We start from the raw sequence: 24,604 nt of genomic DNA on the forward strand, positions 1-24,604 counted from the left end.
GGGCTCCGCCCGCTCCCCTGAGGCGCCCGGTCAGCCCTCCTGGCCGTAGCGGGCCAGGTAGTCGGCGAAGCGGGCGACGTCCTCGTCGGACCAGTCGGTGAAGCGCGCGGTGAAGGAGAGCCGACGCTGCTCGTTGGCGTCCCGCAGCAGGGTGAGCCCCGCCTCGGTGGCGCGCAGGATCTGGCCGCGCTGGTCGTCCGGGTCGGTCTCGCGGGCCAGCAGGCCGAGCTTCTCCAGGGCGGTGACCTGGCGGCTGACGGTGGACTTGTCGAGCATGAAGTACGCGGCCACGTCGGCGGCCCGGCAGCCGCCGCGCTCGGTGATCAGGTCGAGGATGCTGTAGGTGACCAGCGAGAGGTCGGGGTGCAGCTGGGAGGCCTTGTGCCGGGCGCGGCGGGCGAAGGCGGTCAGCTCGCGCTGGATGGTCTCGATGGACGACTGGCGGCCGGGCACGGCGTTCCTATCTCCTCGATATTTGTTGCACTATACAACAGATGTGCCCGGGATCGCGCCCCGCTCCGGCGCCCGCCGTTCCGGTGCGGCCTGCCAGGCGCGGGCGGCGGCGATCCGGCTGGTCGCACTCGGGTGAGTGGCGAACAGTAGCTCAAGCACCCTCGGCGGGTCGACATCGGAGACGTTCGCCACGGCCAGTCTGCGCTGCATCGCCACGAACTGCTCGACGTCCCCGGTCAGTTCGAGCGCGTGCCGGTCCGCCCTGGCCTCGATCCGACGGCTCACCGCACACTGCGCCGGCCCCGACAGCGCGCCCAGCAGCGCCGCCAGTGCCGCCAGCAGCGGCAGCGCCCGGGGGTCCGCCGCGTCCGTCGCCCCGGCGGCGTCCAGCAGCGGCCGCCAGGTGGCGAGCAGGCCGAGGACGGCCACCGCGACGGCCGCACCGACCGCGCCCAGCGCGGTGCCCACCGGCACGTCCCGGTGCTTGACATGGCCCAGCTCGTGCGCGACCACCAGCTCCACCTCGCGCGGCTCGGCGGTGGTCAGCAGGGTGTCGTACGCGACGATCCGGCGGGTCGCCCCGAACCCGGAGACGTACGCGTTGAGCGCGGTGGTGCGGCGGGAGGCGTCCGCGACCAGGACGTCCCGCACCCGGACGCCGTCCCGCTCGGCCAGTGCCAGCAGCGCGGTGCGCAGCTCCCCCGGGGGCATCGGGGAGAAGCGGTTGAACACCGGCTCGATCAGCAGCGGATGGAGGAAGGAGAGCGCCACCGTCAGCAGCGCCGCCGCGCCCGCTCCCGGCAGCCACCAGCGCTGCGGCGACCAGGCGGTCAGCGCGAACAGCCCGAGTGCGAGCGGGAGGACGAGGACGAGGGTGAGCGCGAGGCCGCGTACGGCGTCCAGCGCCCACCCGGACCAGCCCTGGGTCACCAGCCCGTACCGGGCCCGGACGGTCCGCGCCCCGGCGCCGAACGGCAGCTGCAGCGCCTGGCCGAGCAGCACCAGGGCTGCCGCTCCGGCCAGCACCCCGGCCGTCCGGGAGCCGCCGAACCAGCCGCCGACGGCGGTCACCAGGGCGGCGCCGGCCGGGGTGAGGCCGAGCAGCAGGGTGAGCGCCAGGCCCGCCAGCCGCCCGCCCAGCGCCCACGGCAGCTGGGCGCGGCGCAGTGCCCGGCCCCGGGCGCGCTCGTCGGGGGAGAAGTCCGGGGCGGCCTCCGGGGTGGGGGCCTCGGAGGCTGGCGTGGTGTCCATGGCGGGGAGCGGCTCTTCCGGTCGGGGCGGGGCGGGGATGATCGGGTCGGGGAGGGACGGGGGTACGGCGGTTCAGCAGTTCAGCAGTTCAGCGGTGATTCAGCATGGCGTATCCGGCCGCTCGCCGCTCACGCCACGGCCCGGTTCCCACCCCCGGCCGGGTTGTTCACTCCTCCGTGGTCCCGGTGGCGCCGTGGACGCCGGCGCGCAGCAGCTGGTGGCCGAGGTCCACCAGGGCGCGGCCGACCGCGAACTCGTCGCCGACCGCCGGGGCCGGGGCGTCGCGCGGGTTGCGGCGGGAGCGGGTGTCGCTGTGCAGCACGTTGCCGTCGGCGTCCAGCACGGCGTGCACCCGGGTGGTGTCCTCGTCCTCCACCACGTGCAGGCTGAGCTGCCAGTCCTTGGTGCGCACGGCCCCGGGCGCCGGCTGTTCGACCCCGAGGGCGGTAGCCGCGGGGGAGGCCGCCCCGTCGGCGCGGACGATCACCACCGGGCAGACCCCGTGCACCGCGCACCGGGTGGACACCGAGCCGAGCAGGGTCCGGGCGAAGGTGCCCCGGCCGCGACTGCCCAGCACCAGCAGGTCGGCCCCCTCGGCGGCCTCCAGCAGCACCTCGGCGGCGTGGCCCAGCACCAGGCTCTCCCGGACGTCCACCGGGCGGTCCGGGCCGAGGACCTCGTTGATCTCGGCGCTCAGCGTCCGGCGGGCGATCCGTTCGAAGCCGTCGTCCACCATCGGCGCGAACCACCCGTACAGCGAGGGGTACTCCCAGGCCGCCACCGCGTGCACCGTCGCCCCGGTGAGCACGGCCTGGCCGACCGCCCAGCGCAGGGCCGCCTTCGACGGCGGGGAGCCGTCGATCCCGACCACGATCCGGCGCTCCCGGGCGGGGGAGGCGCGGCCGCCGCCCGCGGGGGAGACGTCACCCGCGGAGGAGAGCTGATTGCTGCCCATCACGTCACACCTCCGGGCCTTCGGTGCGGGACTCGCCCCCCTACGCGCGCTCCCCTGCACGGGCTCCCCCCGCACGCGCTTCCCCCGTACTCGTCCCCTCCACACCACGCTGCGCGCCCCGCCCGCCTCCGCGCCAGGGACGTGGTGGCCCGGTCGGGTGGGCGGTTGGGACGGGTCGGCCAGGCGGGCCGGGTGCGCCGTCCGGGGAGCGGCCGTCGGCGCCCGGTCGGGGCCGCCGCGCCGTGCCCTTTTGTGGCCGGAATGTTGCGGGCTCGGGTCCGAGCGGTGGTGATTCGGTGGCGTACGCTGATCGTTCTCGCATCATCCTCGGGGGGATCCACTCATGCGCCGTGCCGCGGCCGCCGTCGCGCTGTTCGCCGGACTGACCGCCGTCACCGCCTGCGGGCCGGACGACCCCGCCCCGGCCCCGGCCTCCGCCGCCCCCGTCCCGCCGGGCGAGTCCTCGGCGCCGGGCGGCTCGCCCTCCGGCACGGCCCCGGGCAAGAGCGCCCCGCCCCGGCCCGACGGCACCATCACCGTCGCCTTCGCCGGGGACGTCCACTTCGAGGGCCGCACCGAGGCCCGGCTGGCGGTCAAGCCGCCCGAGCCTGCGCTCGGCCCGATCTCCCGCACCCTCGCCGACGCCGACCTGTCCGTCCTCAACCTGGAGACCGCGATCACCGGGCGCGGCGCCCCGGAGCCGAAGACGTACACCTTCCGCACCTCGCCCAAGGCGCTGTCGGTGCTCAAGGACTCGGGCGTCGACGTCGTCTCGATGGCCAACAACCACGCCGTGGACTTCGGCGCCGACGGCCTCACCGACACCCTCGCCGCCAAGGACTCCTCGCCGATCCCGGTGGTCGGCGTCGGGCGCAACGCCAAGGAGGCGTACGCCCCGTACGTCACCACCGTGCGCGGGGTGAAGGTCGCGGTGGTCGCCGCCAGCCAGGTCGAGGACCTCACCAACCAGAAGTGGCGGGCCGGCGCGAGCAAGCCGGGCATCGCCTCGGCGCTGGACGTCCCGGCGCTGGTCAAGGCGGTGGAGACGGCGAAGCAGCAGGCCCCGGTGGTGCTCGTCTACCTGCACTGGGGCGACGAGGGCAAGGCCTGCCCGACCGGTCCGCAGACCACCATCGCCAAGAAGCTCGCCACCGCCGGAGCCACCGCCGTGGTCGGCACCCACGCGCACACCATGGTCGGCTCGGGCATGCTCGGCGACACCTACATCGGGTACGGCTTCGGCAACTTCCTCTGGTACGGCACCTCGAACTACGCCAACTCCAACGAGACCGGCGTCACCACCCTCACCCTCACCGCCGACGGCAAGGTGACCGGCGAGGCCTTCACCCCGGCCACCATCGACGACAAGGGCATCCCGGAGCCGGTCACCGGCGCCACCGCCGAGGCCGCCCTCAAGCGCCGCGACGGCCTGCGCGGCTGCACCGGCCTCTCCCCGGCGCCCGCCGCCCCGGGCGCCCCCGGCACCCCCGCGACGGCCCCCACTACCCCGACGGCCCCCGCCTCCACGGCTCCCGGGAAGTCCTCGACGGCTCCCGCGAAGGCTCCGACGACCCCCGCCGCGCCGCGCTAGATTCCGGTCGACCGGCCCGGGGCACGTCCTGCGGGAGCCCTGCCGGACGGGTCCTGCCGGAGGACGGGCCCTGCCGGACCAGGGCGCGGCGTCGCGGTGCGGCGGCACGGGACAGCACGAGACGGCGGCGCGACCACCCGGGCCGCGCCGCCGCCTACCGCCCGTCGGGGGGTGCTACTGCTCGGCCCGCGCCCGTGCCCGGACGGCGCGGCGCAGGGTGTCCAGCTGGTCCACCAGTCCGCGCCGGGTCGCCGCGGTGAGCTCCGGGTCGGCCAGGCAGGCCTCGGCCGCCCGTACCGTCCGGTCGGTGGCGGCGAAGGCGGGGAAGCCCGTGGTGGCGAGCACCCGGGCCAGTGCGGGGCCGCGGCGGGCGGCGGCCGACCCCAGCTCCTCGAAGTAGCGGGCGGTCAGCCCGTCCAGCAGCTCGGCCTGCTCGGGCTGCCACAGGCCCCTGGCGGTGGCGGCGGCCAGGTAGTTGGAGAGCTCGCCGTGGAACAGCGCCTGCCAGGCGGCCTCCTTGGCCCCCGGGTCGGGCAGTGCGGCGCGGCAGCGGGCGGCGCCCTTCTCGCTGGTGTCGCTGGGGTCGGCGGCGAGTTCGGCGGCGATCTCCGGCTCACCCGCCGCGCCGAGCACGCACAGCCGCAGCAGCAGCTGCCAGCGCAGGTCCGGGTCGAGCACCGGCCCGCCGGGCACGGTGCCGGCCGCCAGCCAGTCGCGCAGCTCGGCGGCCTGCGCCTCGCCGGCGGCGGTGCCGATCACGCCGCGCGCGGCCACCAGGCGCAGCCCGGTGCGGTCCGTTTCGTCCTCGGTGCGCCGCAGCAGGGTGCGGCAGACCTCGTTCAGGACGGCCAGTGCCGCCGGCCGTGCGGTCGGCGGCACGGCGCAGTCCACCACGAAGTCGCGGGCGAAGGAGAGCACCGCGTCGACCAGGTGCACCGAGGTCTCGCCGGGCAGGTGGGCGGCGACCAGCTCCAGGTACTCGCCGGGCGCCAGCTCCCCGTCGCGCACCTGGTCCCGGGCGGCGCTCCAGAGCACGGCCCGGGCCAGCTCCTCGGGCACGGCGCCGAGCGAGGAGCGCACGGTCCGCCAGGAGCCGGGGTCGAGACGGATCTTGACGAAGCTGAGGTCGGTGTCGTTGAGCAGGGTCAGCTCGGCGTCGGCCTTCACCGCCGCGGTGCTGTCGGCCGCCAGGTCCAGCGGCACGCGGTCGGCCAGCTCCAGGGCGCCCTCGGGGGTGCGCCGGTAGTGGCCCACGGTCAGCTGGTGCGGGCGCGGCCCGCCGTCGGCCGAGGTGTGCTCGATCCGGCCGTCGGTCAGCCGCAGGGTGTCCACGCCGGTGGTGCGCAGCCAGCGGTCGGCCCAGCCGTGGACGTCGCGGCCGCTGGTCGCGGCCAGGGCACGGAGCAGGTCGTCGAGGGTGGCGTTGCCGAAGGCGTGCTCGTCGAAGTAGTCGTTGACGCCGGCCAGGAAGGCCTCCTCGCCGAGCCAGGCGACCAGCTGGCGCAGCGCGGCGGCGCCCTTGGCGTAGGAGATGCCGTCGAAGTTCTGCAGCGCCTGGGCGGTGTCGTCCACCGTGCCGGGTGCCACCGGGTGGGTGGAGGGGCGCTGGTCGGCGTCGTAGCCCCAGGTCTTGCGGTTGGCGGCGAAGCCGGTCCAGGCACTGGTGAAGCGGGTGGAGGAGGCGGTGACGCTGTAGGCCATGTACTCGGCGAAGGACTCGTTCAGCCACAGGTCGTCCCACCACTTCATGGTGACCAGGTCGCCGAACCACATGTGCGCCATCTCGTGCACCACCACCAGGGCGCGCTCCTCGCGCCTGGTGTCGTCCACGGCGGAGCGGAAGACGAACTCGTCGCGCAGTGTGACGCAGCCCGGGTTCTCCATCGCGCCGGCGTTGAACTCCGGGACGAAGCACTGGTCGTAGCTGTCGAAGGGGTAGCGGTGCCGGAAGACCCGGTGGTAGTGGTCGAAGCCCTGCCGGGTGACCTCCAGCAGCTCAGGGGCGTCGGCGTCCAGGTGGGCGGCGAGCGAGCGGCGGCAGTGCAGGCCGAGCGGGATCCCGTCGTGCTCGGCGCGCACCGAGTGCAGCGGGCCGGCCACCACGGAGACCAGGTAGCTGCTGATCGCCGGGGTGGGCGCGAACTCCCAGCGCCCGGGCGTGACCTGGCGGCCCACGCCGTTGCCGACCACGGTCCACTGCCGCGGCGCGGTGACGGACACCGTGTACCGCGCCTTGAGGTCGGGCTGGTCGAAGGACGCGAACACCCGCGGGCCGTCGTCGAGGAAGGACTGGGTGTAGACGTAGTCCTCGCCGTCGGCCGGGTCGGTGAAGCGGTGCATGCCCTCGCCGGTGTGCGAGTAGGCCATGTCGGCCTCGACGGTGAGCTCGTTGTCGGCCGCCAGGCCGGTCAGCGGGAAGCGCCCGGCGCGCAGCGCGGCGACGTCCAGTTCGCGGCCGTTCAGCACCACCCGGCGGAGCGCGGCCGGTTTGACGTCCACGTAGGTCCCGGCGCCCGGGGTGGTGCAGCCGAAGCGGATCACCGTGGTGGAGCCGAAGACCTCCCGACCGCGGGTCAGGTCGAGGTCGAGGCGGACGGTGCGGACGTCGAGCAGGTGGTGGCGCTCGACGGCCTCGGCCCGGGTGAGTACTGAGGTATCAGACATACGGCTCATGCTGCTTCATCCACGGGTGGGCGGCACCCGTTTTTCGGTGCCGGCTTTTCGGTGCCGGCCTTTTGGCACCCGCTCTTCGATGCCCGCTTCTCGGTGCCGGCTCTTCGGTGCCGGAAGGAGACCGGGGCCGCCGGATCGTCCGGGGCGGACGGCCTCCGTGCGTCCGGAGCGAGTTGACGGCGAAGCAGCGGAATTCGTACAGGCGCTCGGCACAGGCGAACGGCTGTGTTAGGTTAGGCTTGCCTAATCTTGCTGGTCGGAGGGGATGTCCTGTGCAGCAACAGTCCGAATTCGCCGGTGTCGTCGCGATGGTCACCGGGGCCGGGCAGGGCATCGGCGCGGCCGTGGTGCGGGCGCTGGTGGCCGAGGGAGCCGTCGTCGCGGCGGTGGACCGCGATCCCGGCGGGATCGACGCGCTGGCGGCCGAGCTGCCGTCCGTGCGTCCCTACGCGCTGGACGTCTCGGACGCCCAGGCGGTCGACAGCACCGTGGAGTCGATCGAGAGCCGGCTCGGACCGATCGGCGTGCTGGTCAACGTCGCGGGAATCCTGCGCACCGCCCCGGTCGTCGAACTCACCGACGGGGACTGGGCGGACACCTTCGCCGTCAACACCACCGGCGTCTTCCACACCAGCCGCGCCGTCGGCCGCCGGATGGCGGACCGCGGACGCGGGGCGGTCGTGACCGTCGGCTCCAACGCCGCCGGGGTGCCGCGCGCCGGGATGGCCGCCTACGCGGCGTCCAAGGCGGCGGCCACCATGTTCACCCGCTGCCTGGGGCTGGAACTCGCCCGGTCCGGGGTGCGGTGCAACGTGGTGTCGCCCGGCTCGACCGACACCGCGATGCAGCGCGCGCTGTGGGGCGAGGACGCCGAGGCGGCCGAACGCCGGGTGATCGAGGGCGACCTGGGCGCCTGGAGGGTCGGCATCCCGCTCGGGCGGATCGCCGCGCCCGCCGACATCGCGGAGGCCGTGGTGTTCCTGGCCTCCGACCGGGCGCGGCACATCACCATGCACGACCTGTACGTCGACGGCGGCGCGACCCTGCGCGCCTGAGCGGAACGCCGCCGGTCCTCCTCCCACCCCCCGAAGAACCGTCCCAGACTGGAGAAACCGCCGTGACCACGGTGCACCACGCCCCCGCCGGGCCGATACCCGCCGGGCCCGACGCCCCGGCGACCGCCCTCGCCGAGGGCCAGGACCACGCCGTCATCGGCGCGGCCAGCGGACTGCTCGGCCAGTACCGGGCCGGCTCCGACGAGGCGTTCTTCGCCTCGCCGACCCGCACCCTGCTCGGCTCCGGGGTGCACGCCCGGGTGCCGCAGGACGGGCGGCCGCTGTCGGTGCGGGTCGCCGAGACGCTGGCCGAGGCGGGCCGCTCCGGCGTCGAACGGCCGCTGGTGGTCGGCGCGGTGGCGTTCGACCGGGACAGCCGGGTCGAACTCGCCGTCCCCGCCCGGGTCCGCACCGCCGGGGCGCTGCGCGACGACCCGCTGATCGCCCTGCCCGCGCCGCCGGCCGAGCAGGCCGACTGGCGGATCGACCCGGTGCCCGCGCCCGAGGCGTACGGCGCGGGCGTCGCGGCCGCCGTCGAGCGGCTGCGCGGCGGGGAGTTGAGCAAGGTGGTGCTGGCCAGGACGCTGGAGCTGAGCGCCGCGCGGCCGCTCGACCTGCCCGCCATCCTGCAGCGGCTGGCCCGCCGCGACCCGGGCGGCTACACCTTCGCCGTCCCGTCCGGCGGCGGCCGCACCCTGGTCGGCGCCAGCCCCGAACTCCTGCTCTCCCGGCGGGGAACGGCCGTGCTGGCCAACCCGCTGGCCGGCTCCGTTCCGCGCAGCGAGGACCTCGGCGAGGACGTCCGGCGCGCCGCCGCGCTGCTGGAGTCGCCCAAGGACCTGCACGAGCACGCCGTCGTGGTGGACGCCATCCGCGAGGCGCTGGCGCCGTACTGCCGCACCCTGGAGGTGCCCGAACGGCCCACCCTGGTACGGACGGCCGCGATGTGGCACCTGGCCACCACGATCCGCGGCGAGCTGGCCGACCCGGCGGTCTCCGCCCTCGAACTGGCCTGCGCGCTGCACCCCACCCCGGCGGTCTGCGGCACGCCGACGGACGTCGCCCGCCGGGTGATCGGCGAGGTCGAGCCCTTCGACCGCGGCCTCTACACCGGCATGGTCGGTTGGGAGGACGCGACCGGCGACGGCGAGTGGGTGGTCACCATCCGCTGCGCCGAGGCGGAGGGGCGGACGCTGCGCGTGTACGCCGGCGCCGGCGTGGTCGAGCAGTCCCGGCCGGAGGCCGAACTCGCCGAGACCAGTGCCAAGTTCCGCACCTTCCTGGACGCCGCGGGGGTGGCCCGGTGACGCCGCTGGAGACGGCCCGGGCGGGCTTCACCCCGTACCCCGCCGAGTTCGCCGAGCGCTACCGGGCCGCCGGGTACTGGCGCGGCGAGACCTTCGGGCGGATGCTGCGCGAGCGCGCCGCCGAGCACGGCGGGCGCACCGCCGTCGTCGACCCGGGCGGCCACGGCGTGGCGGCGACCGAGCGGCGCTGGACGTACGCCGAACTCGACCGCCGGGCCGACCGGATGGCCGCCGGACTGCTCGCCCGGGGCATCCGGGCCGGGGACCGGGTGGTGGTCCAACTGCCCAACGCCGCCGAGTTCTTCGAGGTCGTGTTCGCGCTGTTCCGGATCGGCGCGCTGCCGGTCTTCGCGCTGCCCGCCCACCGGTACGCCGAGATCGGGTACTTCTGCTCCTTCACCGGGGCGGCGGCGTACGTGGTGCCCGCCGTCGAGGGCGGCTTCGACTACCGCGAACTCGCCAGCCGGGTACGGGCCGAGAACCCCGCGCTACGGCTGGTGCTGGTGGCCGGCGAGGACCCGGGGGAGCACGTCCGGCTCGCGGACGTGCCCTGCGACGGGCCCGGCCCGGAGGCCTTCGGCGGGGAGCCCGGGCCCGAGGACGTCGCCTTCCTCCAGCTCTCTGGCGGCAGCACCGGCGTGCCGAAGCTGATCCCGCGCACCCACGACGACTACATCTACTCGCTGCGCGGCTCGGTCGAGCTGTGCGGCCAGGACCCGGACAGCGTGTACCTGTGCGTGCTGCCCGCCGCCCACAACTTCCCGCTCAGCTCGCCGGGTTCGCTCGGCACGCTGTACGCCGGCGGCCGGGTGGTGCTCTGCCCGCAGCCCGCCCCCGAGACGGCCTTCCCGCTGATCGAGCGCGAGGGCGTGACCATCACCGGGCTGGTGCCGCCGCTCGCGCTGCTCTGGCTGGACGCCGCCGAGCGCGGCGCCCGCGGCTACGAGAGCCTGGAGGTGCTGCTGGTCGGCGGCGCCAAGTTCAGCGAGGAGGCGGCCCGGAGGGTGCGCCCGGTGCTGGGCTGCACGCTCCAGCAGGTGTTCGGGATGGCCGAGGGCCTGGTCAACTACACCCGGCTGGACGACCCGGAGGAGCTGGTCACCACCACCCAGGGCCGGCCGATCTCGCCCGACGACGAGGTCCGGGTCGTCGACGACCAGGACCGGGACCTGCCCGACGGCGCCACCGGACACCTGCTCACGCGCGGCCCGTACACCATCCGCGGCTACTGGAACGCGCCCGGGCACAACGCCGACTCCTTCACGGCGGACGGCTTCTACCGCACCGGGGACCTGGTCCGGCGCACCCCCACCGGCCACCTGGTGGTCGAGGGACGGGCCAAGGACCAGATCAACCGGGGCGGGGAGAAGGTCGCCGCCGAGGAGATCGAGAACCACCTGCTCGCGCACCCCGCGGTGCACGACGCGGCGGTGGTGTCGATGCCCGACCCGTACCTGGGCGAGCGCACCTGCGCGTACGTGGTGCTGCGCGCCGAGAGTCGTGAACAGCCCCCGAAGAGCGTCGAGTTGAAGCGGTTCGTGCGACAGCGCGGGCTCGCCGAGTACAAGGTGCCGGACCGGGTCGAGTTCGTCGCCGCCTTCCCGGCCACCGGGATCGGGAAGGTCAGCAAGAAGGAGCTGCGGGCCGCGATCGCGGCCTCGCTGACCACCGGCTGACGCCTCCGTCCTTCGTCGCCACCTCGCCACATCTAGCTAAGGAACACCACCGTGGGCCTGCCCCGCATTCCCCGCTATCCCATGCCCGCCGCCGAGGAACTGCCCGCCAACCGGGTCTCCTGGACGGTCGACCCGGCGCGCGCCGTCCTGCTGGTGCACGACCTGCAGAACCACTTCCTGGACGCCTTCGACGCCGAGGCCGCGCCGGTGCCCGAACTCCTCGGCAACGTCCAGGCGTTGGCGGAGGCCGCGCGTGCCGCCGGCGTGCCCGTCGTGTACTCGGCGCAGCTCGGCGGACAGAGCCCGGCCGAGCGCGGGCTGCAGCAGGACTTCTGGGGCCCGGGCATCCCGGCCGACCCGCGGGCCACCGCGATCGCCGACGCCGTCGCTCCCGCGTCGGGCGACACCGTTCTCACCAAGTGGAAGTACAGCGCCTTCGTGCGCACCGAGTTGGAGCAGCTGCTGCGCGAGCAGGGGCGGGACCAGCTGGTGATCACCGGCGTGTACGCGCACATCGGGGTACAGGCGACCGCCTGCGACGCCTGGATGCGGGACGTGCAGGCCTTCGTGGTGGCCGACGCGGTCGCCGACTTCGGCCCGGCGGAGCACCGCGGTGCGCTGGCCTGGGTGGCCGGGCGCTGCGGGATGGTCGCCACGGCGGAGACCGTGCTCGGGGCGATGGCTCCGGCCGCTGCGGCGGCCGGCCTGGATGCCGTGGCCGGCCTGGACGCCACGGCCGGCTTGGACGCCGCAGGCGTCGACGTGCTCGAAGGGGTGGGCGGCAAGTGACGGGTACGGGCTTCACGGTGGAGCGGATCCGGGCCGAGGTCGCTGACCTGCTCGGCGAGGACCCGGCGGAGATCCCGCTGGACGAGAACCTGGTCGACTGGGGGCTGGACTCCATCCGGCTGATGACCCTCGCCGGGCGCTGGCAGGAGGAGGGCGCCGAGGTGGCGTTCGTCCAGCTCGCGGAGCGCCCGGCGATCGAGGCCTGGGCCGAGCTGCTGGGCGCGGCGTGATGGCGGCGGGGGTGGGCGAGGCGCTGCGGGACCCGGTGCGGGATCCGCTCCGGGAGCCGGTTCGGGCTGGAGCCCGGGATGCGGCCCGCGGGGCGGTGCTGCCCGAGGTGCCCGAACTGCCTCCGCTGCCGCGCCGGACGGTGCGCTACCCGGCCACCACCGCGGTGGGGCCGGTCGAGGCGCAGGCGGCGCGGACGCCGGACGCGCCGGCGCTGGTGCTCGCGGGCGGGGAGACCGTCGGCTACCGGGAGTTGAACGCCTCGGCCAACCGGCTGGCGCGCGCCCTGGCCGCCCGTGGGGCCCGCCCGGGTGCGGTGGTCGGCCTGGCGGCGTTCCGCCGTCCGGCGGAGCTGGTGACGGCGCTGCTGGCGGTGGCGAAGTCGGGTGCGGCGTACCTTCCGCTGGACCCGTCGGACACGCCCGGGCGGCGCGAGCGGCTGCTCGCGGAGAACGCTCCGGTCTGCGTGCTGGGGGAGGGGGTGCCGGGGGCGCTGGCCGGGCTGGAGACGGAGGGCGAGCTGCCCACCGACCCGCCCCGGGCGCTCACCCCGCACCATCTGCTCTGCGTCGGGTACGGCCCGGGCGGGCGCCCGAGCGCCGTCCGGCTCACCCACGCCGAGGCGGACCGCCGGGTGCGCGAGCTCCAGGCGGCCCACCCGCTCGGGCCGGGCGACCGGGTGCTGCAGCTGGGCCTGCCGCTCTGGGAGTACCTGTGGCCGCTGCGGACCGGCGCCGCCGTGGTGCTCGCCGACCCGTGGCAGGAGGGCGAGGTCGGGGCGCTGGTGCGGGAGTTGGGCGTGACGGCGGTGCGGGTGGCGCCCGGGGTGCTGCTCGGCGGGTGAGCGGGACCCGGGGCGCCGGGGGCGACGGCTGACGGAAGACGGTCGACGGGTAACAGATAACAGATGACAACTTTCAGCGAACAGATTTCGTTATCTGTTCGCTGAAAGTTGTCGGCCGTCATTCGTTCGTCGCTGCCGCCGACTCCGCCGACTCCGCCGACTCCGCCGCAAGATCCGCCGCCAGGTCCGCCGCCGTCCACGCCATCGCCACCGCGCCGTCCAGCACCGCCCGCTCCGCCTCTGCGCCCAGCGCCGCCTCGGCGAACGCCGCCTCGTGCGGGGCGCAGGCGCCGCCGGTGATGTCCAGCACCGGATGGATCGACGGCACCGCGTGCGACACGTTCCCCATGTCCGTACAGGCGAAGGGTCCGCTCTCGACCGGTTCCGGCCGGCCGAGCGCCGCCGCGTTGGCCCGCCACAGCGTCAGCAGCCGGGGGTCGGAGCGCATGTCCAGGTAGTCCGGCTCGGGGCGGGTCAGTTCCACCTCGCAGCCGGTGGCGAGCGCCCCGGCGCGGAAGCAGTCCTCGACCCGGGAGCGCAGTTCGGCGAGGTCCTCGGCCGCCGAGGCCCGGATCTCGTACTCGGCGCTCGCGCTGTCCGGGATCAGGTTCGGCGCCGTTCCGGCCGCCGTGGTGATGCCGTGCACCCGCCACTGCGGCGGGAGGTGCTGGCGCAGCAGCCCGATCGCGACCTGGGCGACGGTGAGCGCGTCGGCGGCGTTGCGCCCCCGGTGCGGGTCGAGGCTCGGGTGGGCGGCACGCCCGGTGTAGCGGACGGAGAGCGTGCCGAGGGCGAAGGAGCGGAAGTCGGCGACCTCGACGGGGCAGGGGTGGACCATCATGGCCGCGTCCACCCCGTCGAACGCCCCGGCCTCCAGCAGCAGGGCCTTGCCCGCCCCGCGCTCCTCGGCCGGCGCGCCGATCACCCGTACGGTGAGCCCGAGTTCGTCCGCGTACGGGGCGAGCCCGAGCGCCGCGCCGATCCCGGCGGCGGCGATCAGGTTGTGCCCGCAGGCGTGGCCGAGTCCGGGCAGGGCGTCGTACTCGCAGACCAGCGCGACGGTGACCGGCCCGCTGCCGAGGCGTGCGTCGAAGGCGGTGGCCAGGCCGTGGGCGGGCGCGGTGACCGAGTAGCCGTGTGCGCGCAGCAGTTCGGAGCACCAGGCAGCCGCCAGGTGCTCCTCGAAGGCGGTCTCGGGGTGGGCGTGGATGCGGTGGCTGAGCGCGAGGAGTTCCGCCCGCAGGGCGAGGATGCGCTCGCGCACGGCCCGCTTGGCGGCGCTGGGTCCGGTGGGTTCGGTGGGTCCGGTGGGTCCGGTTGGTTCGGCGCTCTGCGGGAGCGGTTCGGTCTGGGGCACGGGTGGCGTCTCCGGGGTGTCAGGGGCCCGACCCTGCGGGGCCGTTGACCAGATCATATGAACTTAGATTAGGCTAACCTAAGTAAGGCGTTCCGGATCCCCCGAGGAGCTCTCCACCCCATGCCTGCCGTCGAAACCCAGATCGCCGACAGTCAGACCGTCGACAGCCAGATCGCCGACAGTCGGGCCGCCCACAGCCGGACCGTCGACGGTCAGGCCGCCGACGTCCCCCTGCTCGCCGCCCAGGCCGCCATCTGGTACGCCCAGGCCCTCGACCCCGACAGTCCGGTCTACAACACCGGCGACGCCGTCGAGATCACCGGCCCGCTCGACGACGAGCGGTTCGAACAGGCGCTGCGGCAGGCGGTGGAGGAGGCCCAGGCGCTGAGCGCCGTCGTCGTCACCGACCCGGACGGCACGCCCCGCCAGCGGCTGAGCCCCGGCCGCCACTGGCCGCTGCACCGCCTGGACCTGCGCGCCGCCGAAGACCCGGCCGCCGAGGCCGAGGCCTGGATGCGCGCCGACCTCGCCCGCCCGGCCGACCTCGCCGAGGGCCCGCTGTTCACCCACGCGCTCATCCGGCTCACCGGGGACCGTCGGCTCTGGTACCGCCGCATCCACCACCTCGCCGTCGACGCCTACGCGTTGACCCTCCTCGGTGACCGGGTCGCCGCCCTCTACACCGCCCTCGTCACCGGCACCGACCCCGCGCCGAACCCCTTCGCCGGACTCGCCGAGGCCGCCGCCGAGGAGGCCGCCTACCGCGAGAGCGCGCAGTACGGGGCCGACCGTGCCCACTGGTCGGCCCGGATGGCCGATGCCGACACCCCGGCCACCCTCCCGGGCACCCCCGAGCCCGGCGCGTCCCCCGAGTCCGGCGCGTCTCGCGAAGCCGGCGCGTCCGGCGCATCGATCCGCCTCACCGCCGAGCTGCCCGCCGGCACCCGCGACCGCCTGGAGCGCGCCGCCGAGGCCGTCCGCGCCACCTGGGCCGAGCTGCTCCTCGCCGCCGCGGCCGGCTACCTGCACCGCCTGACCGGCACCCAGGACGTCGTCCTCGGCCTGCCGCTCGCCAACCGCCGCGGCCCGGCCGCCCTGCGCACCCCCGTCGCCGCCGCGAACGTGCTCCCGCTGCGCCTCGCCGTCCGCCCCGCCGACAGCGCCGAGGCCCTGCTGCGCGCCGTGGTCCGCGAGCTGCGCGCCGTCCGCCGCCACCAGCGCTACCCGCTGGAGGAGCTGCGCCGCGACCTCGGCCGCACCGGCGACCGCCGCGCCCTGTTCGGCCCGATGGTCAACATCAAGGCCTTCGAGAGCGACCTCGACCTGGCCGGCCTGCCCGGCACCGTCCGCAACCTCGCCGCCGGCCCGGTCGACAACCTCGCCCTGAACGTCTCGCCCGGCCCGGACGGCGCGCTGCGCCTGGTCATCGACGCCGACCCGGCCCGCTACGGGGCCGCCTCCCTCGCCGCCCACCGCGACGGCCTGCTGCGCTACCTCGACGCCCTCGCCGACCTGCTGCTCACCGACCCCCGGACGCCCGTCGCCCGGATCGACCTGCTCGACCCGGACGGCCTGCGCCGCGCCACCGAAGGCCGTACCGAGCCGCCGGTCGAGCGGACCGTGCCCGAGCTGTTCGCCGCCCAGGCCGCCCGCACCCCGGAGGCCGTCGCCGTCCGCTCCGGCGCGGCCGCGCTGACCTACCGGCAGCTCGACGCCGCCGCCAACCGGCTCGCCCACCGGCTGACCGCCCTCGGCGTCAAGGACGGCGCACCGGTCGCGATCGCCCTGCCGCGCGGCACCGACACCCTGGTGGCGATGCTCGCCGTCCTCAAGGCGGGCGGCGCCTGCGTCTCCCTCGACCTCGCCCACCCCGAGCGGCGCCTCGCCGCCGTGCTGGCCGACGCCCGCCCGGTCTGCGCGATCGGCACCGCCGAGGCCCTCGCCGGGCTCGGCCTGCCCGCCGGCCTGCCCGTCGTCCGCCCGCAGGACGCGGCCGGCGAGCCCGACACCGCCCCGCCCGCGCCCCGACTCGACCAGCCCGCCTACGTGTTGCACACCTCGGGCTCCACCGGCCGCCCCAAGGGGGTGGTGGTCACCCACGCCTCGCTGGCCAACCTGCACGCCGGCCTCGGCGAGGACCACGTCGCCCCCGCCCTGCGCCGCGCCGGCCGGGACCGGCTGCGCGTCGCCCACAGCGCCTCGTTCGCCTTCGACGCCTCCTGGGACCCGGTGCTCTGGATGGTCCACGGCCACGAGCTCCACCTGCTGGACGACGCCACCTACCGCGACCCGGCCGCGCTCGCCGCCCACCTCGACCGCGAGCGCGTCGACTACCTCGACCTCACCCCCTCCTACCTCGAAGTCCTGATCGCCGAAGGCATCCTGGACGAGGGCCGGCACCGCCCGTCCGTCCTCGTGGTCGGCGGCGAGGCCACCCCGCCCGCCCTCTGGCAGCGCCTGGCCGCCGTCCCCGGCCTGCACCCGGTCGACCTCTACGGCCCGACCGAGACCACCGTCGACGCCTACGCCTGGACCCCGGGCCCGGACGGCGCCCCGCGCGGCCGGGTGGTGCGCGGCTCCCGCGCCTACGTCCTGGACGGCTCGCTGCGCCCCGCGCCCGACGGCGTCACCGGCGAGCTGTACGTGGCCGGCGCCTGCCTGGCCCGCGGCTACCTCGGCCGCCCCGACCTCACCGCCGAACGCTTCCTCGCCGACCCCTTCGGCCCGCCCGGCAGCCGGATGTACCGCACCGGCGACCTCGCCCGGCGCCGCCCCGACAACACCCTGGAGTTCCTCGGCCGGGCCGACGACCAGGTGAAGATCCGCGGCTTCCGGATCGAGCCCGGCGAGATCGCCGCCGTCCTCGCCGAACTCCCGGGCGTCGCCCAGGCCGTGGTGATCGCCCGCCCCGGCCCGCAGGGCAAGCGCCTGCTCGGCTACGCCGTCCCGGAGAGCGGCAGCGCGCCCGACCCGGACGGGCTGCGCGCCGCGCTCGCCGCCCGGCTGCCCGCGCACATGGTCCCGGCGGCCGTGCTGCTGCTGGACGAACTGCCGCGCACCGCCCACGACAAGCTCGACCACCGGGCCCTGCCCGAGCCCGCCGCGGCCACCGAGGGCACCGCGGCGGCCACGCCCCGGGAGGAACTGGTCTGCGGCCTGTTCGCCGAGGTCCTCGGCCTGCCGCAGGCACCCGGCCGGGAGGCCTCCTTCTTCGACCTCGGCGGCCACTCGCTGCTCGCCGGCCGCCTCGCCGCCCGGCTGCGCGAGACCTTCGCCGCCCCGGTCGGCTTCGCCGACGTGTTCCGGCAGCCGACCCCGGCCGGCCTCGTCGAACTGCTCGACCAGGCCGCCCTGTTCGACCCGGCGGAGCCCGAGCACCGCCCCGCCCTGGTGCCCGTGCCGCGCACCGGGCGGATGCCGCTCTCGCCCGCCCAGCGCGGGCTCTGGTTCCTGCACCGCCTCGAAGGCCCCAGCCCCACCTACAACATCCCGCTGGCGCTCACCCTCACCGGCCCGCTCGACCGGCACGCCCTCGGCCTCGCGCTCGGCGACCTCGTCGCCCGGCACGAAGTCCTGCGCACCGTCTACGGGGAGGAGCCGGACGGCACGCCGTACCAGCGCATCCTCTCCGAGTTCCGGCCCGAACTTCACGGGAGCACCGGAGAGCTGGCCGATGAAGTCCGGTACGCCTTCGACCTGACCGCCGAACCGCCGCTGCGCGCGAGCCTGTTCACCGACGGCCCCGAGCGGCACACCCTGCTCCTGCTGCTCCACCACATCGCGGGCGACGGCGCCTCCACCACCCCGCTGCTGCGCGACCTGGCCGTCGCCTACGGCGCCCGGAGTGCCGGTCGGGAACCGGAACTGCCGGAACTCGCCGTCCAGTTCGCCGACCACGCGGCCTGGCAGCGGGAGCGGCTCGGCGCCGCCGACGCGCCCAGCCCGCTCGCCGTCCGGCAGGTGGAGCACTGGCGTGCCGCGCTCGCCGGACTGCCCGACCAGCTGGAGCTTCCGCTCGACCGCCCCCGTCCGGCCGTCGCCGGCCACCAGGGGGCCACCGTGCCCTTCGCGCTCGGCGCCGAGGCGCACACCGCCCTGGCCGGGCTCGCCCGGGCCGCCGACAGCACCGTCTTCATGGCCGTCCAGGCCGGGCTCGCCGCCCTGCTCACCCGGCACGGCGCCGGCACCGACATCCCGGTCGGCACCCCGGTGGCCGGCCGGGAGGACGAGGAGACCGCCGCACTGGTCGGCTACTTCGTCAACTCGGTGGTGCTGCGCACCGACACCTCCGGCGACCCGACCTTCCGCGAGCTGCTGGCCCGGGTCCGCGGCACCGTGCTCGCCGCGCACGAGCACGCCGAACTGCCCTTCGACCGCCTGGTCGAGGAGCTCAACCCGGCCCGCTCGCTCGCCCGCCACCCGCTGTTCCAGGTGATGCTCGCCTGGCAGAGCCGCCCGGACGAGCGGGCCGCCCTGGGCGGCGGCCTCACCGCCGACATCGCCGCGATCCCCAGCGGCACCGCCAAGTTCGACCTCACCCTGAACGCCGGGGAACTGCCCGGCGGCGGCATCGGCGGCTTCCTGGAGTACCGCACCGATCTCTTCGACGCCGCCACCGTGGCCGCCTTCGGGGAGCGCCTGACCCGGCTGCTCACCGCCGCCGCGAGCGCCCCCGACACCCCGATCGGCCTGCTGCCGCTGATCGGCGAGGAGGAGCGGCGGCGCGCCCTGGTCGAGTGGAACGGCCCGTCGGTGGACACGTCTTCGGACGCCACCCTGCCCGAGCTGTTCGAGGCGGCCGCCGCCGCCCATCCGCACGCCGTGGCGGTGGGCTACCGGGACGAGCAGCTCGACTACACCGAACTCGCCGCCCGTGCGGACCGGTTGGCCCGGCTGCTGGCCGCCGAGGGCATCGGTCCCGGCACCATCGTCGCGCTCGCCCTGCCGCGCTCGCTCGAACTCGTCGTCGCCCTGCTGGCGGTGGCCAAGTCCGGCGCCGCCTACCTGCCGCTCGACCCCGACTACCCGGCCGACCGGCTCGCCTACATGCTGGCCGACGCCACCCCGGCCGCCCTGCTCACCGACCGCGCCACCGCGCCCCGGCTGCCCGCCCACGAGGTGCGGCAACTCCTGGTCGACGGGCCGGAGTCCGCCGCCTTCCCGGCCGCCCCGCTGGAGCAGCACGAGCGCACCCGCCCGCTGCGCGCCGAGGACACCGCGTACGTCATCTACACCTCCGGCTCCACCGGCCGGCCCAAGGGCGTGCCGGTCACCCACCGCAACGTGGTCCGGCTGTTCGGCGCCACCGACCACTGGTTCGGCTTCGGCGCCGAGGACGTGTGGACGCTGTTCCACTCCTACGCCTTCGACTTCTCGGTCTGGGAGCTGTGGGGCGCCCTGCTGCACGGCGGCCGACTGGTCGTCGTCCCGCACCTGGTCAGCCGCGACCCGGCGGCCTTCCTGGACCTGCTCGCCCGCGAGCGGGTCACCGTGCTCAACCAGACGCCGTCCGCCTTCTACCAGCTCAGCGCCGCCGACCGGGACCGCCCCGGCAGCGAACTCGCCCTGCGCTACGTGGTGTTCGGCGGCGAGGCGCTCGAACTCGCCCGGCTGGACGACTGGTACGACCGGCACGCCGAGGACGCGCCCACGCTGGTCAACATGTACGGCATCACCGAGACCACCGTGCACGTCTCGTACATCGCCCTGGACCGGGCGAGCGCCGCCGCCGGGAGCAGCAGCACCATCGGCGTCAACATCCCCGACCTGCGGGTCTACGTCCTCGACCAGCACCTCCAGCCCGTCCCGCCCGGCGTCACCGGCGAGATGTACGTGGCCGGGGCGGGCCTGGCCCGCGGCTACCTCGGCCGCCCCGAGCTGTCCGCCACCCGCTTCGTCGCCGACCCGTACGCCGCGCTGTTCGGCGAGCGCGGCACCCGGATGTACCGCTCCGGGGACCTCGCCCGGCGCCGCGCCGACGGCGTCCTGGAGTACTTCGGCCGCGCCGACCAGCAGGTCAAGCTGCGCGGCTTCCGGATCGAACTCGGCGAGATCGAGGCCGTGCTGGCCGCCCACCCGGCCGTCGCCGACGCCGCCGTGGTGGTGCGGGAGGACGTGCCGGGGGACAAGCGGCTGGTCGGCTACGCGGTCTCCCCGGTCGGCGCCGTGGGACCGGTCGGTACCGCCACCCCGGACGAGCTGCGCGCCCACGCCGCCGCCGAACTGCCCGCCCACATGGTGCCCTCCGCCGTCGTCCTGCTCGACCGCCTCCCGCTGACCGCCAACGGCAAGCTCGACCGCCGCGCCCTGCCCGCCCCCGAGGCCCCCGCCGCGGGCGCCGGCCGCCCGCCGCGCACCCCGCGCGAGCAGCAGCTGTGCGAACTGTTCGCCGAGGTGCTGGGCGTGGCCTCGGTCGGCGTCGAGGACGACTTCTTCGCACTCGGCGGGCACTCGCTGCTGGTCGTGCGGCTCGCCGGGCGGATCCGCGAGGTGCTCGGACTGGAGGTCGGCATCGGCGCGCTGTTCCAGGCGTCCACCGTGGCCGCCCTGGACGCCGCCCTCGCGGCGGGCGCGCCCGGCGCCGACGCCCTGGACGTGCTGCTGCTGCTGCGGCCCGTCGCCCCCGGCCGGCAGCGCCCGCTGTTCGCCGTCCACCCGGCCGGCGGCCTCAGCTGGTGCTACACCGGCCTGATCCGCAACCTGCCCGGCGAGGTGCCGATCTACGGCCTCCAGGCCCAGGGCGTCGGCGCCGCCACTGCCGAACTCCCGCTCCCGGAAACGCTGGAGGAGCTGGCCGCGCACTACGCCGACCGGCTGCGCGAGGTCCAGCCGGAGGGCCCGTACCGGCTGCTCGGCTGGTCGACCGGCGGGATCATCGCGCACGCGGTGGCCGTCCGGCTCCAGGAGCTGGGCCAGGAGGTCGAGTTGCTCGCCATCCTGGACGCCTACCCGGCCGAGGGCTTCCGCGAGCTGCCCGTCCCCGACCAGGCCGAGGCACTGGAGGCGCTGCTCACCATGGGCGGCTTCGGACCGGAGGACCTCGACGGCCTGCCGCTCGAACTCGGCGCCGTCACCGTGCTGTTGCGCCGCGAGGGCAGCCCGCTCGCCGGGCTGGACGAGAGCACCGTGGCCGCGCTGAACCGGATCTACCTCAACACCAACCACCTGGTGCGCGGCTACGACCACCGCCGCTTCGACGGCGACGTGCTGTTCTTCCGCGCCACCGTCGACACCATCGACGACACCCTGGTGCCCGAGCTGTGGACGCCGTACGTGTCCGGCCGGATCGCCAACACCGACGTGGCCTGTTCCCACAAGGACATGACCCTGCCCGAGCCGATCGCGCACATCGCGAGCGTGATCGCCGACCACCTCAAGCAGTCCGACAAGCAGTCCGACAAGAAGACCGACGATGGAGAAGACCACCGATGAGTGACGCCCCCGCCAACCCCTTCGACGCCGACGGCGAGTTCCTCGCGCTCGTCAACGCCGAGGGACAGCACTCCCTGTGGCCCGCCTTCGCCGCCGTCCCGGCCGGTTGGACCGTCGCCCACGGCCCCTGCGAGCGGCCGGCCGCCCTGGAGTGGATCACCGCGCACTGGACCACGCTGTGACCCCTCCGGCAACCCCTCCGGCGGTCCAGGCCCCGGCGCGCCCCCTGCTCGCGGGGCGCGCCGCGGTGGTGGTCGTCTACACGGCCGCGATGTGCATGAACGGCCTGGACTCGACCATCGTCAACCCGGCGCTGTTCAGCATCGCCGAGGACTTCGGCCGCCCGGTCTCGGCGGCGAACGCCGTGGAGACCGCCTTCCTGGTCGGCCTCGCCCTCGGGCTGCCGGTGGCCGGCTGGCTCGGCGACCGGTACGGCGTCAAGCGGGTCTTCCTCGGCTCGCTCGCCGCCTTCACCCTCGCCTCCGCGCTCTGCGCGGCGGCGCCCGGCCTGGGCACGCTGTCCGCCGCCCGGGCCGTCCAGGGCGTGGCCGGCGGGCTGCTCACACCGGTCGGGATGACCCTGCTGTTCCGGGCCTTCGCCCCGCACGAGCGGGCCGGCCTGGGCCGCATCCTGATCGTCCCGACCGCGCTGATGCCCGCCCTCGGGCCGCCGCTCGGCGGCTTCCTCACCGAACACCTCTCCTGGCACTGGCTGTTCCTGGTCAACGTGCCGATCGGCGCGGCCGCCGTGCTGATCGGGCTGATCGGCCTGCGCGGCGAACAGGAGCCCCCGGCCGGCCGCTTCGACACCACCGGGTTCCTGCTCGCCACCCCCGGCCTCGGCCTGCTCACCTACGCCCTCGGCTTCGGCCCGGCGCACGGCTGGACCTCTCCGGGGGTGGCCCTCGGCGGACTGCTCGGCCTGGTCCTGCTGGGCGCCGCCGTACGGCACCAACTGCGCACCGCCGAACCCCTGGTGGACCTGCGGCTGCTCGCCGACCGCACCTTCGGCACGGCGAGCTGGCTGGCCCTGCTGACCTCGGCCGGGCTGATGGGCGCCCTGTTCGTGCTGCCGCTGCTCTACCAGGCGGCGCGCGGCGCCACCGCCCTGGACGCCGGGCTGAGCGTCTTCCCGGAGGCCATCGGCCTGATGGCCGCCTCGCAGGTGGTGGACCGCCTGCTGCCCCGCCTCGGCCCGCGCCGGCTGGCCCTGCCCGGGCTGCTGCTGGCGGCGGCCGTGCTGGCCGTGCTCGGCTTCGCGGAGAACCCGTGGGCCGTACGGGCGTTGATGTTCGCCGTCGGACTGGTGCTGGGCACCGCCGTGCTCACCGTCCAGATCGCCGGCTTCGCCGACGTCCCGCCGCCCGCGATGGGCCGCGCGATGGGCCTGTTCACCATCCTGCGCACCCTCGGCGGCGCCCTCGGCATCGCCGCCACCGCGGCCCTCATCGGCGCGTTCGGCGACGGCGCGGGCGCCGGACCGTACCGGCTCGCCCTCGGGCTCACGGCGGCCCTGGTCGCCGCCGGCGCCCTCCTGGCCGTCCGCCTCCCGGTCGACGCCCCGGGCCCGCCGCCGGAGGACTGAGCCCTCAGGTGGTGGTCGTCCGCCCGCCTGCGTCGTGCGGCCCGGCGGACGACCACCGCACCGGGCACGGGAGCAACGCCACCGTGCCGGATCGTCCCGCCGACCGACCCCGACAACGACTCGAGCGGGAAGCCCATCCGCGACGACCCGCGGATGGGCTTCCCGCTCTACCCGGTCGTGGACCCCTGAGGAAGACGGTGACGCCGTTCCCGGATCCCGACCGCGACCGCCGGCGGCGATCAGGGGTGAGGTCCCCGATCGCCGCCGACCGCCCGCGGACCGGCTGGTCCGCAGGTCACCGGCCGCCCAGCAGGTGGGCGAGCCCGTCGGCCAGGCCGCCGCGCCAACAGGCGTAGTCGTGGCCGCCGTTGAACTCGCGGTAGGCGAGGTCGTAGCCGCGGGCGGTGAGGACGTCGCGCAGGTGGCGGTTCTGGGCGAGCAGCATCCACTCCTGGAGCCCGACCTCGATCCAGAAGCGGGCCGGGCGCCGCTGTTCGGCGGCGAGGCGGCGGGTCAGCCACTCGCTGCCGACGTCGAACTCCGTCTCGTCGGGCCACCAGAAGGAGCCGGACTGGGAGAGCGCGTTGCCGAAGCGCTCCGGGCGGCGGTAGGCCGCGTAGGCGGCGGTGAGGCCGCCCGCGCTCTGGCCCGCGACCACGGTGTCGGCGGGGTCGGTGCTCGCGCCGAACTCCGTTGCGGCCCAGGGGAGGAGGCGATCGGCGAGGAGGTCGACGAAGGCCGGGTTGCAGCTCAGGTCGTCCGGCCGCTGCGGGCCCATGGTGTGCACGAGCAGGGCGACGGTCGGCGGGATCGCGCCGTCCGCCGCCAGGTTGTCGAGGGTGTCGCCGACGGACAGCACCCCGCCCCACATCTCGCCGTCCAGCAGCACCGCGACCGGGCACGGTCCGCCGTCCGCGCGGTGCCCGGCCGGGAGGTGGACGTCCACCCGCCGGCCGGCCGCCGTGTGCGCGACGGTCCGCCCGCGCGGCACGCCCTCGCGCCGCGCCACGTACGGTTGCGCGGGCGCGGCGGGCAGGCTGAGCACGGAGGAGGGGTGCCGGCCGTCGCGGGCGGGAAGCCGGGGTTCGGTGTCGTACGGGTCGGGGCGGGCCCGGTCCAGGACGCGCAGCCAGTCGGCGCGGGTGGTGCCGGGGGCCTCGCCCCGGAAGGGGTACAGCTGGTAGGAGGCGCGGTGGTCCTCGCGCAGCCGGTAGGTGATCGACCAGCTTCCGTCGGCCTGACGCTCCATCAGGTGTGGTGTCAGGTCCCCGGCGTGGCGGTCCTTGTCGGTGACGGTGTGCAGCAGGGCGAGCACGCCGTCGCAGTCGGCCTCCCGGTGGGTGAAGGTGACCAGGCGGTAGGCGGGGTCGTCGGGGTCGAGGGCGACGACGGGCGGGGCTTCCACGGTG

General features: G+C 75.7%; 15 protein-coding genes and 1 pseudogene. 10 read left to right on the forward strand and 6 right to left on the reverse strand.

The window, feature by feature from the left end; translation table 11 throughout:
* Positions 1–30 precede the first annotated feature (30 nt).
* The 3 genes from AMK13_RS25055 to AMK13_RS46325 all read right to left on the reverse strand — a co-directional run bounded on the left by AMK13_RS25055 (position 31) and on the right by AMK13_RS46325 (position 2,659).
* On the reverse strand, positions 31–453 hold the full coding sequence (locus AMK13_RS25055) for a MarR family winged helix-turn-helix transcriptional regulator (protein ID WP_049651037.1): 423 nt from the start codon (positions 451–453) through the stop codon (positions 31–33).
* A 30-nt stretch (positions 454–483) separates the two neighbouring features.
* Positions 484–1,704, reverse strand: coding sequence for a M48 family metallopeptidase (locus AMK13_RS25060; RefSeq protein WP_074004174.1), 1,221 nt, complete (start codon positions 1,702–1,704; stop codon positions 484–486).
* A 166-nt stretch (positions 1,705–1,870) separates the two neighbouring features.
* Positions 1,871–2,659 (reverse strand): universal stress protein, encoded by a 789-nt coding sequence (locus AMK13_RS46325; protein ID WP_074004175.1) that lies wholly within the window; start codon positions 2,657–2,659, stop codon positions 1,871–1,873.
* 343 nt (positions 2,660–3,002) lie between these two features.
* On the opposite strand from AMK13_RS46325, the gene AMK13_RS25070 reads away from it, so the two are divergent.
* Positions 3,003–4,250 carry a CapA family protein gene (locus tag AMK13_RS25070; protein WP_074004176.1) on the forward strand — a complete coding sequence of 416 codons (1,248 nt, stop codon included), beginning with the start codon at positions 3,003–3,005 and terminating at the stop codon, positions 4,248–4,250.
* Positions 4,251–4,424: 174 nt separating this feature from the next.
* Here the strand turns inward: AMK13_RS25070 and pepN are convergent, their stop codons facing one another.
* On the reverse strand, positions 4,425–6,914 hold the full coding sequence (gene pepN, locus AMK13_RS25075) for an aminopeptidase N (RefSeq protein WP_074004177.1): 2,490 nt from the start codon (positions 6,912–6,914) through the stop codon (positions 4,425–4,427).
* 248 nt (positions 6,915–7,162) lie between these two features.
* On the opposite strand from pepN, the gene AMK13_RS25080 reads away from it, so the two are divergent.
* The 6 genes and pseudogenes from AMK13_RS25080 to AMK13_RS25105 all read left to right on the forward strand — a co-directional run bounded on the left by AMK13_RS25080 (position 7,163) and on the right by AMK13_RS25105 (position 12,822).
* Positions 7,163–7,978 carry a 2,3-dihydro-2,3-dihydroxybenzoate dehydrogenase gene (locus AMK13_RS25080; protein ID WP_074004178.1) on the forward strand — a complete coding sequence of 272 codons (816 nt, stop codon included), beginning with the start codon at positions 7,163–7,165 and terminating at the stop codon, positions 7,976–7,978.
* A 95-nt stretch (positions 7,979–8,073) separates the two neighbouring features.
* The gene (gene dhbC / locus AMK13_RS25085; RefSeq protein WP_079272487.1) at positions 8,074–9,285 is read left to right on the forward strand and encodes an isochorismate synthase DhbC; all 1,212 of its coding nucleotides are present in this window, start codon (positions 8,074–8,076) and stop codon (positions 9,283–9,285) included.
* Positions 9,282–10,961, forward strand: coding sequence for a (2,3-dihydroxybenzoyl)adenylate synthase (locus AMK13_RS25090; protein ID WP_380717456.1), 1,680 nt, complete (start codon positions 9,282–9,284; stop codon positions 10,959–10,961). The genes dhbC and AMK13_RS25090 overlap by 4 nt, the downstream gene beginning before the upstream one ends.
* Positions 10,962–11,012: 51 nt before the next feature.
* Positions 11,013–11,630 (forward strand): annotated as a pseudogene (locus AMK13_RS25095) (isochorismatase family protein); the annotation flags it as partial.
* 116 nt (positions 11,631–11,746) lie between these two features.
* Complete coding sequence (locus tag AMK13_RS25100; RefSeq protein ID WP_049657883.1) at positions 11,747–11,980, forward strand: phosphopantetheine-binding protein; 234 nt, start codon at positions 11,747–11,749, stop codon at positions 11,978–11,980.
* 107 nt (positions 11,981–12,087) lie between these two features.
* Positions 12,088–12,822 carry an AMP-binding protein gene (locus AMK13_RS25105; RefSeq protein ID WP_158077745.1) on the forward strand — a complete coding sequence of 245 codons (735 nt, stop codon included), beginning with the start codon at positions 12,088–12,090 and terminating at the stop codon, positions 12,820–12,822.
* Positions 12,823–12,940: 118 nt separating this feature from the next.
* Here the strand turns inward: AMK13_RS25105 and AMK13_RS25110 are convergent, their stop codons facing one another.
* A complete protein-coding gene (locus tag AMK13_RS25110) occupies positions 12,941–14,086 on the reverse strand; it encodes an amidohydrolase (RefSeq protein WP_074004419.1) in 1,146 nt (381 codons plus the stop codon).
* Positions 14,087–14,299: 213 nt separating this feature from the next.
* Between AMK13_RS25110 and AMK13_RS25115 the strand changes: the two genes are divergently transcribed.
* From AMK13_RS25115 to AMK13_RS25125, 3 genes are read left to right on the forward strand one after another with little or no spacing between them, the layout of a single operon-like run.
* Positions 14,300–21,610, forward strand: a complete 7,311-nt coding sequence (locus tag AMK13_RS25115) for an amino acid adenylation domain-containing protein (protein WP_079272421.1) — start codon at positions 14,300–14,302, stop codon at positions 21,608–21,610.
* The gene (locus tag AMK13_RS25120; RefSeq protein ID WP_049656914.1) at positions 21,607–21,792 is read left to right on the forward strand and encodes an MbtH family protein; all 186 of its coding nucleotides are present in this window, start codon (positions 21,607–21,609) and stop codon (positions 21,790–21,792) included. Before AMK13_RS25115 ends, AMK13_RS25120 begins: the two co-directional genes overlap by 4 nt.
* A complete protein-coding gene (locus AMK13_RS25125) occupies positions 21,789–23,195 on the forward strand; it encodes a DHA2 family efflux MFS transporter permease subunit (RefSeq protein WP_074004180.1) in 1,407 nt (468 codons plus the stop codon). The genes AMK13_RS25120 and AMK13_RS25125 overlap by 4 nt, the downstream gene beginning before the upstream one ends.
* 295 nt (positions 23,196–23,490) lie before the next feature.
* Here AMK13_RS25125 and fes read toward each other — a convergent pair whose 3' ends face one another.
* Positions 23,491–24,600 (reverse strand): enterochelin esterase, encoded by a 1,110-nt coding sequence (fes, locus tag AMK13_RS25130; protein WP_241853025.1) that lies wholly within the window; start codon positions 24,598–24,600, stop codon positions 23,491–23,493.
* Positions 24,601–24,604 lie beyond the last annotated feature (4 nt).

The sequence above is a fragment of the Streptomyces sp. CB02056 genome, from assembly GCF_001905545.1.
Classification (GTDB): domain Bacteria; phylum Actinomycetota; class Actinomycetes; order Streptomycetales; family Streptomycetaceae; genus Kitasatospora.